The sequence below is a fragment of the Bradyrhizobium zhengyangense genome (assembly GCF_022012555.1).
GTDB lineage: Bacteria > Pseudomonadota > Alphaproteobacteria > Rhizobiales > Xanthobacteraceae > Bradyrhizobium > Bradyrhizobium zhengyangense.
In genome coordinates this window covers 912,508-926,420 of record NZ_JAKLTZ010000001.1, presented here as the reverse complement: position 1 = coordinate 926,420, position 13,913 = coordinate 912,508, and the positions used below count along the sequence as shown (strand labels likewise).

Genomic DNA, 13,913 nt, shown 5'->3' with positions numbered 1-13,913 from the left:
GTATCCATTTCGCTCGAGAACGCTCTACCGAAGCGCCGGAGATTGATGATGTCGATACGCTACAAGATTTTCGGTGCCTTCAGCGTCGTGCTTCTGCTGGCTTGCGGCATCGCCTTCTACGGTATCCGCGCCATCGGCAATTCCGGCGACATGGTGGTCCGTCTCTATGACGGCCCATTGATGGGAATCAATCACGCGCGCTCCGCTCACGCGGCGCTGCACGACGCGCGGCTGGTGCTCCAGCGTGCCCTTGTCGCCGGCAGCGCCAGCGAAACCGTCGCGAAGTTCGAGGGGCTGATCCGCGACAGTGTCGAGGACTTGAAAGTAGTGCGTGAGCGCGCCGCAACGCCGAACGTTGCCGCCGCGCGCGAGAAGGCCGAAAAAGAGCTCAAGGATTGGTCGACCGCCGCGCTCAAGATCCTGAAGCCGTCGCCCGGCGGCGCGACGGAGATCCCGACCAGCTTCTTGCTTGCGCAGCAGGGCGACCGGCTGATGGCGTCGATCGACGATCTCGTCGAGCTCGTGGCGGCGTACGGCTATGAATATCGCATGGCGGCAGAGAGAGACGTGGAGGCGGCCCGCACCACGATGCTGTCGGTCGCCGTCGGAACCGTTGCGATCGGGTTGTTGATCGCGCTTGCGTTCTCGTACTCGATGAGCCGGCCGATCTCCGCGGCTGTGCGTGTTGCCGAGCGCGTAGCCGCGGGCAATTTCACCGATGACATTGCGGTGCGTCGCCGCGACGAGCTCGGCCGTCTGCTGAAGTCGCTTGCCGTCATGCAGGCGAGCCTGAAGACCCGCGCCGATGACGATCACGCCCTGATCGCCGCCAAGGACCAGAGCAGTGCAGAGCAGGCCGTTCACCGGCGGCGTCTCGAAGCCGAGATCGATGCCTTCCGGTCCGCCTTCAGCGAGGTCATGAGCAACACCGCGCGCATGACCGGCGAGTTGACGGATACGGCACAGGGCCTCGCCTCCGTCGCACGCAATGCCGGCACGCAATCGAACGAAGCGGCTTCGACGGCGAAAGAGACTTCGGCCAACGTCCAGACCGTGGCGACAGCCGCAAGTCAGCTCGGCCAATCCGTCCAGGCGATCACGTCGCAATTGGCGGATGCGACCACCATCGTGCAGCGTGCATCCGGCATGGCGGAGGCGGCCAACCAGACAATCGGCAGGCTCGCCAGTGCCGCCCAGCAGATCGACGAAGTTGTCGGCTTCATCAGGACCATCGCCGGCCAGACCAATCTGCTCGCGCTCAACGCCACGATCGAAGCGGCGCGGGCCGGTGAAGCGGGCAGGGGTTTTGCGGTCGTTGCCTCCGAAGTGAAGGCGCTGGCGACGCAAACGGCAAAGGCGACCGAGGAGATTTCGAACCAGATCACCGAGGTGCAGTCGGCGACGCGCGAGGCGGTCGACAATGTCGGCGCCATTGCGTTGATCATCGGCGATATCGATGGCTTCACCGGTCGGATCGCGGCCGCGGTCAACCAGCAGAATGCGGCGGCCGGCGAGATCTCCAGGAATATCGGGCAGGCGGCCTCCGGCACCGCGCAGGTCGCGCGCAGCATCGCCGGGACGGCGGAGGCGACTGACAACGCCAACCGCACGGCCGACATTGTTCTTGCCACGGCGCACGACCTCTCCAGCCAGGCGACGCAGTTGCGTTCGTCGGTGGATCGCTTCCTGTCGAACGTGGCGGCGTAGGCCTCCCTCCAAAGGAGTCCGGCCGTGGTGAGGCGAATGCAAATGCCGTCGCCTCAATGCGTTCACATCGCTTTGGCGAGCGCGAACAGCCGGAAATCTTCGAGAGCTGCGTGCCGATGCGGGGCGACTTCGCGCCGATAAGTCTCGGTGTCGACGATCGAGCGGAAGGTGGCGAAATCGCCGTATTCATTGATCGCCGCTTCGTCCCAGCGCTCGCTCGGCGAGCCAACGAGGCCCGTTAGGACTGGTCCGGAAAATATCCGCACGAGCGGCTTACCGGCGGCGAGACGCCGGAATGCCGGCCTATAGCGTTCATGAAAGGCTTCGCGGCCCGAGCAGGGCGCGGCGTCGAACCCGTCCTCGTAACGCGCATACGCGCGGAAACACAGCAGATTGAGCATATAAACCGGCTGGCCGGGTGGAATCGCGCGCTCCGCTTCGTCAAGAGCTTGCAGGGTGATTTCGACGAGGTTCATGGGACTTCCCGCTTTTCCAGCGTCGCAGAATGCGCGCTAGCGCTGCCTGTCTAGCCGTTCGGGAATGGCTCTTGTAGTGACCACGCAGCCATGATTATGTGGACTGTATGTCCACAACGACATTGCCTCCCGACGTCTCGCGTCTCCTCGCCTTTGTCCGTGTCGTCGAGGCGGGCTCCTTCGCTGAGGCCGCGCGGCGGGCGGGGACGACCACCTCTGCGATGTCCAAGGCGGTCGCCCGCTTCGAAAAGGCTCGCGGGTTGCGGCTTTTGCATCGCTCCACCCATTCGTTGGCGCTGACCGAAGAGGGCGACCGGCTGATGGCGGCGGGACGCGCATTGCTCGAAAGTCTCGCCCGTGTCCAATCCGCGCTTGGCGAAGTTGCGCGCGACGACGGCGGACGGGTGCGCGTGACTGCCCCTGCCTCGTTCGCGCGCGCTTGCATCCTGCCGCGACTCCCCGCGTTCCTGCGGGAACGGCCGGAAATCGAGATCGAAGTCAAATTCCGCAACGAGATTCTCGATCTCGCGGCGGAAGGCGTCGACGTCGCAATCCGCTCAGGGCCCCTCGACCGCGCACCCGGCCTCAAGGCGCGGCGGCTTTGCACGTTCTCCTGGATCGCTTGCGCCTCGCCTGCCTATCTGAAGGCGCGTGGCGAGCCGACGAGTCCATACGAGCTTTCTGCGCACGACCACGTCGGCTTTCGGAATCCCGCGAGCGGTCAGATCCTGACCTGGCGTTTCACCGACCCGCACGGCAAGGGACCCATTCGCGTCACGCCCAAGCCCAAGCACATTTGCGACGACGCGCACGCTTCGCTCGCTTTGATCGTGAACGGGTTTGGGGTCGGCTGGGGGCCAGCGTGGCTCGTCAACGAAGACCTTCGCGCCGGCCGGCTCGTCGAAGTGCTTGCGCTCTGGCGCGCGTCTGGCGAACCGCTATGGATGCTGCGCACCTCCGGCGGCCGCCCACCCTTGCGCACACAGCGCGTCATGTCGTTCCTTGCCACGCTTCCCGCCGCGCTCGGCGACAAGGCGGTGTGAAGCGCGTAGGATGGGTTGAGCCCTTGCGAAACTCATCGTTCTTGTTTCCATCATGATCGCGTGCCATTCCGGTCAAGCACACTCTGAGAAGCGCGTGCGCAATTGGGCGTCGTCTTCGTCTCACGCTCACTTCGATCTCACTCGCTACCCGAGGGATGACGGGCGATCAGTCCAAGCGCGTTCTTCGATATGGTGCGGGACGTCGGATTGAAGATGGGTTGAGTTCTTGCGAAACCCATGCCTGACGGCCGGAGCCTCGTCGATGCCATCCGATTGAGACGACGAAAGTCTGATGGGTTTCGCAAGGGCTCAACCCCTCCTACGCGCTACATTTATTCGAGCTAGTCGATGAGCAGGTACCGGACACAGAGCAGGTAAACTCGGATGTCTGCTCGGCTGGGGTGACCGGACACGTGGCTTTCCCTAGGCATGCTGACGTGTGCCAGCGAACATTGCAGATATTCTCGCCTTCTGCTCAAAATCGTGTCGCTTTGCCCATTTCCAATCGGCTGATTTTGAGAGCAGACGGATGCTGCGGCGCAACTTCATGCGGATTATCGGCGGCAGCTTGCTTGCGTGGCCTTCGCTTGCGAAACCGCAACAATCAAATTCCAAGGTATGGCGAATTGCCTATCTATATCCTGGCTCTCTCGCAAATCCTGCTGACCACGCGATATTTGACGTTTTTCGCGGAGAGATGAAGCGCTTAGGTTACGTTGAAGGCAACAATCTCGTCATCGATGACCGAAGTGCCGAGGGAAGGCTTGAACGGTTGCCGTCGTTTTTGACCGAACTGATTGGTCTTCGACCGGACGTCATCGTGGCGATCACAACTCCGGCCATAGCGGCTGCTCAGAAGGCGACGTCAACGATCCCCATCATCATGGCTCCATCTGTCGATCCGATTGGCTCGGGCTTCATCAAGAGCCTGGCTCATCCAGGAGGGAACATTACTGGTATGGCCGCCATGGCTGGCGATGCTGTTGGGAAGGCCGTGGAGCTTCTTCACGACATTCTGCCATCTGCAAAGCGGGTTGCCGTTCTCATGTCCAACAATCCCTCTCATCCATGGCATTACGGGATGGCGGAAGCTGCCGCAAAAAGCTTGGGCCTCACACCGATACCAGTTTTGGCACCCACGCCGGATGATCTTGAGCAAGCGTTTCGGACTATGAAAAAAGAGGACTGCGACGCCTTGTTAGTGCTCGGGGATGTAACGAGGCCTGCGATTGTAACTTTGGCCGCGAGGTCAAAAATTGCAGCCATCTACCAATCCAGCCCCTACATGCCATTAGGGGGGCTAGCAAGCTACCACCCCAGCATAGAGGGGATTTATCGCAAGGCGGCCCAATATTGCGATCGGATTTTCAAAGGAGCGGATCCGGCCGAACTTCCCGTCGAACAGCCGGTAACTTTCGAACTTATTCTAAATCTCAAGACTGCCGCTTCGCTCGGTCTGACCTTTTCGGATACCGTTTTGGCTCGGGCAGACAAGGTTATTGAGTGAGCACAATGATTTCCACTCGCGGCCCTTAGCAGGCATGCGCCCGTGCACCTTCGACGTCGGCTCTCGTAGGAACATGGGCCTCGTGATGCGCAGCTCTGGAGATGCGAAGCGGCGCATCGTCCGAAGACGATGCGCCGCCTCTCGCGTCATGCCGCCTTCGCCTCGACGCTGCCGATCCAGTTGCGGGCGAGCGTGACGTCGGCCTGCGACAGCTGGTGGCCTGCCGGCAGGACCTTGTGATCGACACGCGCGCCTGCTTCCGACAACAGCGCCGCAAGCCTGGCCGAATTGCTGGCCGGCACGATCGGATCGGCCTGGCCGGACAGCAACAGAACCGGCTTGCCGCCGAGCTCGGCCTTGGGCGGATCCGACAGCGGCACCATCGCGCGCAGCAGCACTGCACCTGCCAGCACGTCAGGCTTCAGCAGCAACAGCGCGGCTGCGATGTTGGCGCCGTTGGAGAAGCCGACCGCGATGGGCGCGGCGATGCCGTATTGCTTGCGCGCGTCGGTGACGAAGTCGCCGAGCTCGAGCGCCCGGCGGCGCACGTCGTCCTCGTCGAACACGCCTTCTGCGAGACGGCGGAAGAAGCGCGGCATGCCGTGCTCGAGCACGCGGCCACGCGGCGAGAGCAGGGCGGAGCCTGGCGAGATCATCTTGCCGAGCCCGAGTAGGTCGTTCTCGTCGCCGCCGGTGCCGTGCAGCAGCAACAGAGGCGGGGAGCCCGCGCTGGTCGCGGGCTCGAAGCGATGGATGAACTCGGTCATGATGCGGTCGCTTCCAGGCTCGGCAGCACGCCCTCGATCTGCTTGCGGTGCTGTTCGAGGAAGCTCGGCAGCTTCAGGTCGCGTCCGAGCGTCGCGACGGGTTCGTCCACGGCGAAGCCGGGGATGTCGGTTGCGATCTCGAACAGCACGCCGCCGGGCTCGCGGAAATAGATCGAGCGGAAGTAGTTGCGATCGCGCTGCTCGGTCGGATGCAGGCCGTGATTGCTGACAAGCTTTTGCGCCATCTTGCCCTGCTCGGCATCATCAGCCGCGCGGAAGGCGATGTGGTGCACCGAGCCGCCGCCCTGATGGCCGCGCAAGAAGCCCTTGGCTTCATAGATGTCGACGACGCTGCCTTGGGCATCGCCCGGCGCCTTGAAGCGGATCACGGAGCCTTCGCGGCCCGTCTCCTTGAAGCCGAACACGTCGGTGAGGACGGAAGCCGTCTTCGCCGCGCTGTCGAGCAGCAAGGTCACACCGTGGAAGCCGCGGATCGCATGCTCTGAAGGCACGTCGCCATTGCTCCAGCCCGGCTCGTTTTCGGCGCCGGGAATTCCGACCAGGGCCAGCGCCATGCCGTCAGGATCGGTGAACGGCAGCACGGACTCGCCGAAGCGCTTTTCGAGCGCCTCGTAGGCGATGCCCTTCTCGATGAAGCGCTGGGTCCAATAGCCGAGCGAGCGCTGCGGCACGCGAAACGCGGTCTGATGGGTCTCGCCGACGCCGCGGCGCCCTTGCGACACGCCGGCCCAGGGGAAGAAGGTCAGGATGGTACCGGGGCGGCCGGTCTCGTCGCCATAATAGAAGTGATAGGTGCCGGGATCGTCGAAGTTGACCGTCTTCTTGACGAAGCGCAGGCCGAGATCCCTGGTGTAGAAGCCGAAATTGCGGATGGGGTCGCCGGCAATTGCGGTGACATGGTGCAGTCCAGACATTGTCGTCCTCCAAAAATTCGGGGAGCGGTCTTGCTCTGGGTGGAAATATTGTTCCGCTTTGGATTGGAGACAATCCATGCAAATATGACGGCTATGTCTACGATTTGGAAACAATCGCCGAGGGCGGTCCTTGGATAAGGTCGCCAGCCTCCGGGCCTTCGTGAAGGTGGTCGAAAGCGGCAGCTTTGCCGAAGCCGGGCGGCAGCTGCGGCTGTCGCGTTCGGCGATCAGCAAATACATCGCCGACCTCGAGGAGAGCCTCGGCGTCCAGCTTTTGAACCGGACCACGCGACACGCCAGCCCAACCGAGAACGGCCAGCGCTATTTCCAGCGCGCGGTCGTCATCCTCGCGGAGATCGAGGCGGCTGATCAGGCGGTGACGCAGGCCCAATCGGCGCCGCGGGGACTGCTGCGCGTCAACGCGCCGATGTCGTTCGGCACGATGCGGCTCGGGCCCGTGCTCGCGGACTTCATGGCGCAATATCCCGAGCTGCAGCTCCAGATCGTGCTCAGCGACGATCTGCTCGATCCCGTGCAGGACGGCTTTGACGTGACGCTGCGGATCGCGGACCTGGAATCGTCGAGCCTGATCGCGCGGAAGATCATGCCGGTGCCGCGCATGATCTGCGCCTCGCCTGAGTATCTCGCGCGCCACGGCACGCCAAAGCATCCGCAGGATCTACGGACGCATGCCTCGCTCACCTACGGCTTCCTGCTGACAGGCAATCAGTGGAAGCTCTCAGGCGCCGACGGCGACCACTGGATCCAGCCGGCCTGGTGGCTCTGCGTCAACAACGCCGAGGTGTTGCGCGACGCCGCGATCAAGGGCAGGGGGCTCGCGCTGCTGCCGGAGTTCATCGCGGCGGAGGCTTTGCGGAAGGGCGAACTGCGGACGGTGCTGGACAACTATTCCGCGCCGCCGCTCGCGCTCTACGCGGTGTATCCGCCGACGCGGCATCTGTCGGTGAAGGTGCGGCTGTTCATCGATTTTCTGGTGGAACGGTTTGGACCGCGTTGACAGGTCTCGCATCGACATGCAGTCGTCAGGGATGACATTCCGCAACACAATTGAACCCTACTCTGCGACTGCCGCGTACAGGTGTCCGTGCTGTCAATTCCGGACATTGCACGAGCGGGGCGGCTTTGAGATTTGCCCTGTGTGCTTCTGGGAGGACGATGGGCAGGACGATCACGATGCAGGCAATGTCCGAGGTGGTCCCAACGGTTCGTTATCGCTTATCAGAGCGCGACAAAACTTTAAGCAATGCGGTGCTTCAGATGCGGACATCGCGCGTCTGTTCGACCTCCCACAGAAGAAGAGCGCTAGCTGGTAGGATGGGTTGAGCCCTTGCGAAACCCATCTCTTCGCGATCGCCGCAGGCCATCACCTGACTGATCGCGCTGCGCGAGATTGTCATAGCGCGACGCTATCACGAAAAATGTGCGATGGGTTTCGCAAGAGCTCAACCCCATCCTGCGAGCTGCTACGCTGCCTCAGCACGAATCAGGGTTGAGCGGCCGCGATGTATATCCTCAAGCAGGGCATAAAGGGGGATCCGCATCGGCAGTGGTCGCTGCCGGACCGCATCTTCTTTGGATACGGCGCCTGTCATATCCTTGCTGGCGTTTTCCTGGATCAACCTCCGCTTCCCGGTTTTTACGCCGAGCGAATTATCCCGGCGGAAGGTTTCCTGGGATTTCATGTCTACATGACCAACGGCGTCATCGTATTCGATTGTCACGGCTATTCCATCCGCGACCGGCTCCTGGAACATCACAGGCGGGTCTGGACGAGCCAACATGGCGGCTGGTTCTGTGCAATCGAGAGAGTCGATTTCGACCTTCTCTCGACAGCTGAATTGAACAAGCGAAAGATGCGAGGACCAGATCAGTATCTACACGATCCGGTCCCTCGCGCTCGCAGGTTCATCGAGCAACGAGATCACGCCAGTGCATCGGCCAAAGCGCTTGCGACCGCGTAGCTCGTAGGATGGGTTGAGTTCTTGCGAAACCGATCTCTTCACGATCGCCGCAGGCCATCATCTGACTGATAGCGCTCCGCCAGATTCTCATGGCGCGACGTCATCACGAAAAATGTTCGATGGGTTTCGCAAGAGCTCAACCCATCCTACAGGCTTCTACTTCTTCCCGTCGATGAACTCGCGCACTGAGAGACATATCACACCTCTGGACTCCCCCCGGTCGCCGTTGATTGCAGAACAGGCCGCTCAGAGCGGCATTCCGCAACGCTTCCTGCAGGTCCCGTAAGGCAGCTTTTCCCAGAGCCCCTTGGCTCTCAGATCTTTCTCGCAAGCCGAGCGGCATGCCTCGCCTGCGGGTTTGACTGCCCTCTTGTCAGTCTCGGCGTTCGCAGCCGTCGAAACTGACGCGGACGTCAGGATGAGAACGATCCACGTCGTTGCCCTAACAAGATGCATGATGGTTCTTCCTCGGTTGTTGAGTCCAACAGGAGCTCACAGGATGGGTTGAGCCCTTGCGAACCCATCTCTTGCGATCGCCGCAACCGCGGCCATCATCCCACTGATAGCGCTCCGCCAGATTGTCAGGGCGCGACGTCATCACGAAACAAGTGCGATGGGTTTCGCAAGAGCTCAACCCATCCTACGAGTTCCGGCTGGCCGAACGCTGCTCTGCTGGCGCGAGCATATTGTCCAGCGCGCACATCGAGACCTCGCGCAGCGCCGCGAGTTCGCGCGCGGCGCTCTGGCAGTCGCGCGCGGACATCGACGGCGCTGCCTCTTCGATCTCGCGGCAGCGCTCGAACAGGCTGACAAGGCCGAGCGCGCTCGCGGCGCTGCCGAGCTGGTGCGCGGATCGCGCGAGCTGCCTGGGATCGGCGGCCGCGGCGGCCGCTTTGATGTCGGCAATCAGCTTTTCGCTGGTCTCTCTCAGCAGATGATGCAGCTTCGTGATCTGGCTGGTGCCGAGCAGTTCCTTCTGGTCGTCGAGAAAGTGCCGATCGATCAACGCCCCTGATACGAGCGGCGCGTCGGTCGCGCCGTGTTCGGGCTCGTCCTCGATCGCCTCGCGGAGCGCATTGATCAGGATCGGCTTGCTGACGACCTTGTTGATATCAGCGCTTGCGAGCCGCTCGCGGGTGCTGGGCGAGGCGTCGGCGGTCACGACGATGATCCGTGGCATGGGCCGCAAGGGAAGCTGCCGAATGCGCGTGGCCGCCTCCACGCCGTCCATGTCGGGCATGTGCAGGTCCATCAGGACGACGTCGAACGGCTGGCTTCCGGCGAGCGCGACGGCGGCCGCGCCATTCCTTGCGATTGCGGCGCGGTGGCCGAGCCTGATCAAAATCGCTTCGCCGACCTCGCAATTGACGGGGTCGTCGTCGACCAGCAGCACGCGCAGCGGTCGCGAGGGCGGCGGCAACGCGCCCTGCACAATGCTGCTTCCCGCGGCGCCAAGCGGCACGACAAGCGTAAACACGCTGCCGTTGCCCGGCATGCTCTCCACCGTCAAGTCGCCGCGCATCAGCCGCGTCAGCCGGCGCGCGATCGCAAGGCCAAGGCCGGTGCCGCCGAACCGCCGCGCGATGCTGTCGTCGGCTTGCACGAAGTCCTCGAATATCCGTTCGTGCATGTCGGGCGCAATGCCGATGCCGGTGTCGCGAACGACGGCGCGCAGCAGCGCTTGGTCGTCACGGCGCTCGATCGTTGCACGCATGGATATCCTGCCGCTCGGGGTGAACTTGATGGCGTTGCCGATCAAATTGAGCAGGATGCGGTTGAGCCTGACGGGGTCGCCGTGGACTGACGTGCTGACTGACGGATCGCAGGAAAGATCGAAGGAGAGGCCCTTGCCGAACGCCTGCGGACGCATCAGATCGGCCGCCGTCTCGATCAGCTGGTCGAGGCGGAAGTCGCGCGTCTCCAGTGTTTCGGCGCTGGCCTCGAGGCGGGCATATTCGAGAATGGCATCCACCAGTGCGATCAGTGTTTCGCCCGAGGCGGCGGCGGTCGCGAGGTGGCGGCGCTGGACTTCACTGAGCCTGCCGTCGTCGAGCAGCTGCAGCACGCCCATGACCCCGTTGAGCGGCGTGCGCAGCTCGTGGCTGACCACGGCGAGGAAGCGCGATTTGGTTTCGTTGGCCGCAACCGCGACGCTGCGCGCGCGCTCGGCCGCATCGTGCTCGGCAAGCGCGTGATCGCGCGCCTTTTCGAGCTCGGAGGTGCGTTCGATCACCTTGCGCTCGAGCGTTGCATAGGACTCGCGCAAATGCGCCGCCATCCGGTTGAACTGGTTGCCCAGCGCCTCGAGCTCGTCGCCGGTCTTGATGGCGAGCCGCTGTTCGAGATCGCCGCTGCCGATTCGCCGTGCACCCTGGGTCAGCATCTGGATCGGCACGGTCATGCGCCGGCTGAGCCAGAGCGATACCAGGGCCGCGACAGCGAGCAGGACGATGAGCAGGAACGTCGAGCGTCCGATCGAGGCGTAGATCGGCGCATAGGCTTCGCTGAGCGGAAGCTCGACGAACACAAGCCAGCCGAGCGAGGGGACCGTCGCATAGGTCGAAAGCACGCGCTGACCGGACAGATCTTCCTTGATCAGGCCGCCCGAGGGCGGCCCGACGCCGTCGAGAGCGGCGCGCACGTCAGGTTGGCCGGAGAGATCGCTGCGGCGCAGCGCCGGCCACAGATCGGGATGCGCGATCAGCACGCCGAGGCGGTCGACCACATAGGCCTTGCCGGTATTGCCGACCCTGATCCCGGCGACGAGGTCCCAGATGAAACGCAGATTGACCTCGGCGATCACCACGTTGGGCTCACGGCCGGTCCCGCGCAGGGCGATCGTCATGAAAGGCTCGGTGTCGGCAAAGAAGTAGACCGGTCCGTAATAGGCTCGGCTTTCATTGGCGCCCCGGAAAGCGGCAAGGGAGGAGCGGTCGATCTTGCTGCCGACCCTGTCGGCGACACGGCGCGACACGTGCACCTGCTCGCGGCCCTGTGCGTCGAGCTCGGTCAGTTCCGCGATCGCGGGCGACAGACGCAGCAGGCGGATGGCGTTCAGGCGCTCATCCTCGTTGGTCGAGAGCTCCGGAGGCAGACGGGCGAGCCATCTGATCTGGTTTTCGATCTGGCCGATGAACTGGCCGATCTGGATTGCGGCGCTTGCCGCCTGCTCGCGCTGGGTTGCTGCGAGGAGCAGCTTCTGCTCGCGATAGGAGAACCAGACGTCGAAGCCGGTGTTGATCGCGAGCGCAGCGAAGGCAAGCGCGACGATCGAGTAGAGATATTTGCGGAACAGCCGTCCGGGAGGCGTCCGCAATTGTCCCTGGTCGACCTGTTCATTCACTCGCGAATCTCGTCGGCGCGCGCCAGCAGCGTATACGGGATCGTCAATCCGAGCGCGCTCGCGACGGTGCGGTTGATCAACAGCTCGTATTTGCGCGGCGACTGCACCGGCAGGTCGCCGGCCTTGGTGCCGCGCAGGATGAGGTCGACGTAGTCGGCCGAGCGCACCTCCAGCGTCGGCCCGTAGCTCATCAACCCGCCGGCATCCATGAAGTAGTGGAACGGATAGATCATGGGCACGCGATACTTCGCCGTCGTCGCGACGATGGCTTGCCGATTGACCACCAGGAAGCTGTCAACGAGCGAGATCATGGCTGCCTTCGGAGGCTCGGCGAAGCGCGCGATCGCGCCGTCGATTTCCGCTGCCGTGCCGATGGGCGCAAGATCCACCTTGACGTCCGATGTCGCCGCCTCCTGCTCGAGCGAATCGAGATAATAGCGCCCGGCGCGCGGCGTGCTCGCCGGATTGAACAGGACGCCGATGCGCTGGATGTCAGGCACCGCCTCCTTGATCAGCTGAAGCCATTTGCCGCCCATCTCGGGGGCGCCGCTGGTGAAGCCCGTGACATTGCCGCCGGGGTGGGCGAGGCTTTGAACGAAGCCATTGCCGACGGGATCGTTGGAGGTCGCGAACACGATCGGGATCGTGGTGGTGGCCGCCATGACGGCCGCGGTCTCGACGGTCGAGCCGGTCAGGATAACGTCCGGCTTGAGGTCGACGAGCTCCTGCACTGCGGTTCTCATCTTGTCCGGGCCGCCGAAGCTCGAACGGACCTCGAAACGATAATTGACCCCTTCGACCCAGCCGCGCTGTCGCAAGCCTGCGATCAACGCACCGAGGCGTGAGGTCGAGCTCTCGCTCATGTTGCGTTTGGTCAGCTCGTCGTCGAGCGGCAGGACCGTGATCGAGGCGACGATTCGCATGCGATCCGGCGTTGCGCCGAGCGCAAAAAAACCTGCGGCAGTTGCGCCCGCAAGCCGGATGAAATCGCGGCGGGCGACCGCCGCCACGACACAGGCAGGAGCAGGCCGCACAGTCATGAAATGTTTCGCAAAAGTTGTCCCTGGCGATGTGCATAACGCGAAAGGACAACAACCACAATTGATGAAAAAATGCGCGTGTGAATGTTCATTCGCAGCCACGGGCAGCCCGATACCGTATTGCTACGCAAATCGCTGGCTCGATCGAAGTCCGGTCCGTGATGCTTTGCAAGGCCTTCTGGCATTGCAACATCTCCCTTCCTGACGAGGCGGTGTTTCGGGAAAACCGATTGAGCGAACTGCCGATTTTTGAGCCGTTGTTTCAGGTTTGTTTTCGAAGGTCTACGATGCGCAAAATCTATCTCGTGCCGGCCCTGGTTGGCCTTTTCACCACTGTTGCGGCCGGGCCGCTGATGGCCCAGGGGGCTCAAGGCGCGGCTGCCAAGCAAAAGGCCGCGGCCGCGCCGAAGGCGGTCGCGGCAGGTGCGCCGCCGGCCGCAGCCGCCCCTGGCGCCGCCGTACAGCCAGCCCCGAGCGAGGGCGCCACCGCCGACGACAAGACCAAGGCGATCGACGGTTTCCGCTCCGCCAAGTTCGGCATGAACGAGGCCGACGTGCGCGCGGCGATAACCAAGGACTTCAACCCGAAGGCCGACGCCATCAAGGCCCAGGACAATCCGTCCGAGCTGACCCACAGCGTGCTGATGTCCGTTCCGGATCTGTTGCAGAACGGCGGCACCGCCGAGCTCTCCTACGTGTTCGGCTACAAGTCGAAGTCGCTGATCCAGGTCGGCGCGGTCTGGTCCAAGTCGACCGATGCGGCCATGACGCCGGAGAAGCTGTTCTCCAACGCCAACATCCTGCGCGCTCATTTCCTCAGCGAGGGCTTCAAGCCCGATTCCATCGCGGTCAACATGCCGGTCAACGGCGGCATCGTGATGTTCCGCGGCAGCGATTCCAAGGATCGCTCGGTGATCCTGCTGCTCCAGGGCACGTTCGAGAACAAGGAGAACAACCAGCGCGTGCTCACGCCGACGAGCCTGCTGCTGTTCTACGTTGCCGACGCCAAGAGCCCTGATGTCTTCAAGCTTCCGCCCGGCCAGTTCTGATCCCGAACTTTCTCACGTCGTTCTCCACCCGGTTGTGGATCGGCGCAAATGCCGATGAAGAGGA

12 protein-coding genes are annotated in these 13,913 nt (G+C 63.1%); 7 read left to right on the top strand and 5 right to left on the bottom strand.

The window, feature by feature from the left end; translation table 11 throughout:
- Positions 1 to 48 precede the first annotated feature (48 nt).
- Positions 49 to 1,707 carry a methyl-accepting chemotaxis protein gene (locus L6639_RS04340; RefSeq protein ID WP_237859147.1) on the top strand — a complete coding sequence of 553 codons (1,659 nt, stop codon included), beginning with the start codon at positions 49 to 51 and terminating at the stop codon, positions 1,705 to 1,707.
- Positions 1,708 to 1,769: 62 nt separating this feature from the next.
- Here L6639_RS04340 and L6639_RS04335 read toward each other — a convergent pair whose 3' ends face one another.
- The gene (locus L6639_RS04335; protein ID WP_237859146.1) at positions 1,770 to 2,183 is read right to left on the bottom strand and encodes a hypothetical protein; all 414 of its coding nucleotides are present in this window, start codon (positions 2,181 to 2,183) and stop codon (positions 1,770 to 1,772) included.
- A 107-nt stretch (positions 2,184 to 2,290) separates the two neighbouring features.
- Between L6639_RS04335 and L6639_RS04330 the strand changes: the two genes are divergently transcribed.
- Both L6639_RS04330 and L6639_RS04325 read left to right on the top strand, forming a co-directional pair.
- Positions 2,291 to 3,226, top strand: a complete 936-nt coding sequence (locus tag L6639_RS04330; RefSeq protein WP_237859145.1) for a LysR family transcriptional regulator — start codon at positions 2,291 to 2,293, stop codon at positions 3,224 to 3,226.
- A gap of 529 nt (positions 3,227 to 3,755) precedes the next feature.
- The gene (locus tag L6639_RS04325) at positions 3,756 to 4,733 is read left to right on the top strand and encodes an ABC transporter substrate-binding protein (RefSeq protein WP_237859144.1); all 978 of its coding nucleotides are present in this window, start codon (positions 3,756 to 3,758) and stop codon (positions 4,731 to 4,733) included.
- A gap of 146 nt (positions 4,734 to 4,879) precedes the next feature.
- Here the strand turns inward: L6639_RS04325 and L6639_RS04320 are convergent, their stop codons facing one another.
- Together L6639_RS04320 and L6639_RS04315 are read right to left on the bottom strand one after the other, a co-directional pair.
- Complete coding sequence (locus L6639_RS04320) at positions 4,880 to 5,500, bottom strand: alpha/beta hydrolase (protein WP_237859142.1); 621 nt, start codon at positions 5,498 to 5,500, stop codon at positions 4,880 to 4,882.
- Positions 5,497 to 6,435, bottom strand: a complete 939-nt coding sequence (locus L6639_RS04315) for a ring-cleaving dioxygenase (RefSeq protein ID WP_237859141.1) — start codon at positions 6,433 to 6,435, stop codon at positions 5,497 to 5,499. Before L6639_RS04315 ends, L6639_RS04320 begins: the two co-directional genes overlap by 4 nt.
- A 130-nt stretch (positions 6,436 to 6,565) precedes the next feature.
- On the opposite strand from L6639_RS04315, the gene L6639_RS04310 reads away from it, so the two are divergent.
- The 3 genes from L6639_RS04310 (at position 6,566) to L6639_RS04305 (ending at position 8,417) form a co-directional block, all read left to right on the top strand.
- The gene (locus L6639_RS04310; RefSeq protein WP_237859140.1) at positions 6,566 to 7,453 is read left to right on the top strand and encodes a LysR family transcriptional regulator; all 888 of its coding nucleotides are present in this window, start codon (positions 6,566 to 6,568) and stop codon (positions 7,451 to 7,453) included.
- Positions 7,454 to 7,469: 16 nt separating this feature from the next.
- A complete protein-coding gene (locus L6639_RS43440; RefSeq protein WP_377802687.1) occupies positions 7,470 to 7,769 on the top strand; it encodes a CPCC family cysteine-rich protein in 300 nt (99 codons plus the stop codon).
- Between the two features lie 189 nt (positions 7,770 to 7,958).
- Positions 7,959 to 8,417, top strand: a complete 459-nt coding sequence (locus L6639_RS04305; protein ID WP_237859139.1) for a hypothetical protein — start codon at positions 7,959 to 7,961, stop codon at positions 8,415 to 8,417.
- Between the two features lie 640 nt (positions 8,418 to 9,057).
- Here L6639_RS04305 and L6639_RS04300 read toward each other — a convergent pair.
- A complete protein-coding gene (locus L6639_RS04300) occupies positions 9,058 to 11,760 on the bottom strand; it encodes a hybrid sensor histidine kinase/response regulator (RefSeq protein ID WP_237859138.1) in 2,703 nt (900 codons plus the stop codon).
- Entirely contained in the window at positions 11,757 to 12,800 is a 1,044-nt protein-coding gene (locus L6639_RS04295; RefSeq protein WP_237859137.1) for an ABC transporter substrate-binding protein, read from the bottom strand. The genes L6639_RS04300 and L6639_RS04295 overlap by 4 nt, the downstream gene beginning before the upstream one ends.
- 287 nt (positions 12,801 to 13,087) lie before the next feature.
- Between L6639_RS04295 and L6639_RS04290 the strand changes: the two genes are divergently transcribed.
- A complete protein-coding gene (locus L6639_RS04290; protein WP_237859135.1) occupies positions 13,088 to 13,849 on the top strand; it encodes a hypothetical protein in 762 nt (253 codons plus the stop codon).
- Positions 13,850 to 13,913: the final 64 nt, after the last annotated feature.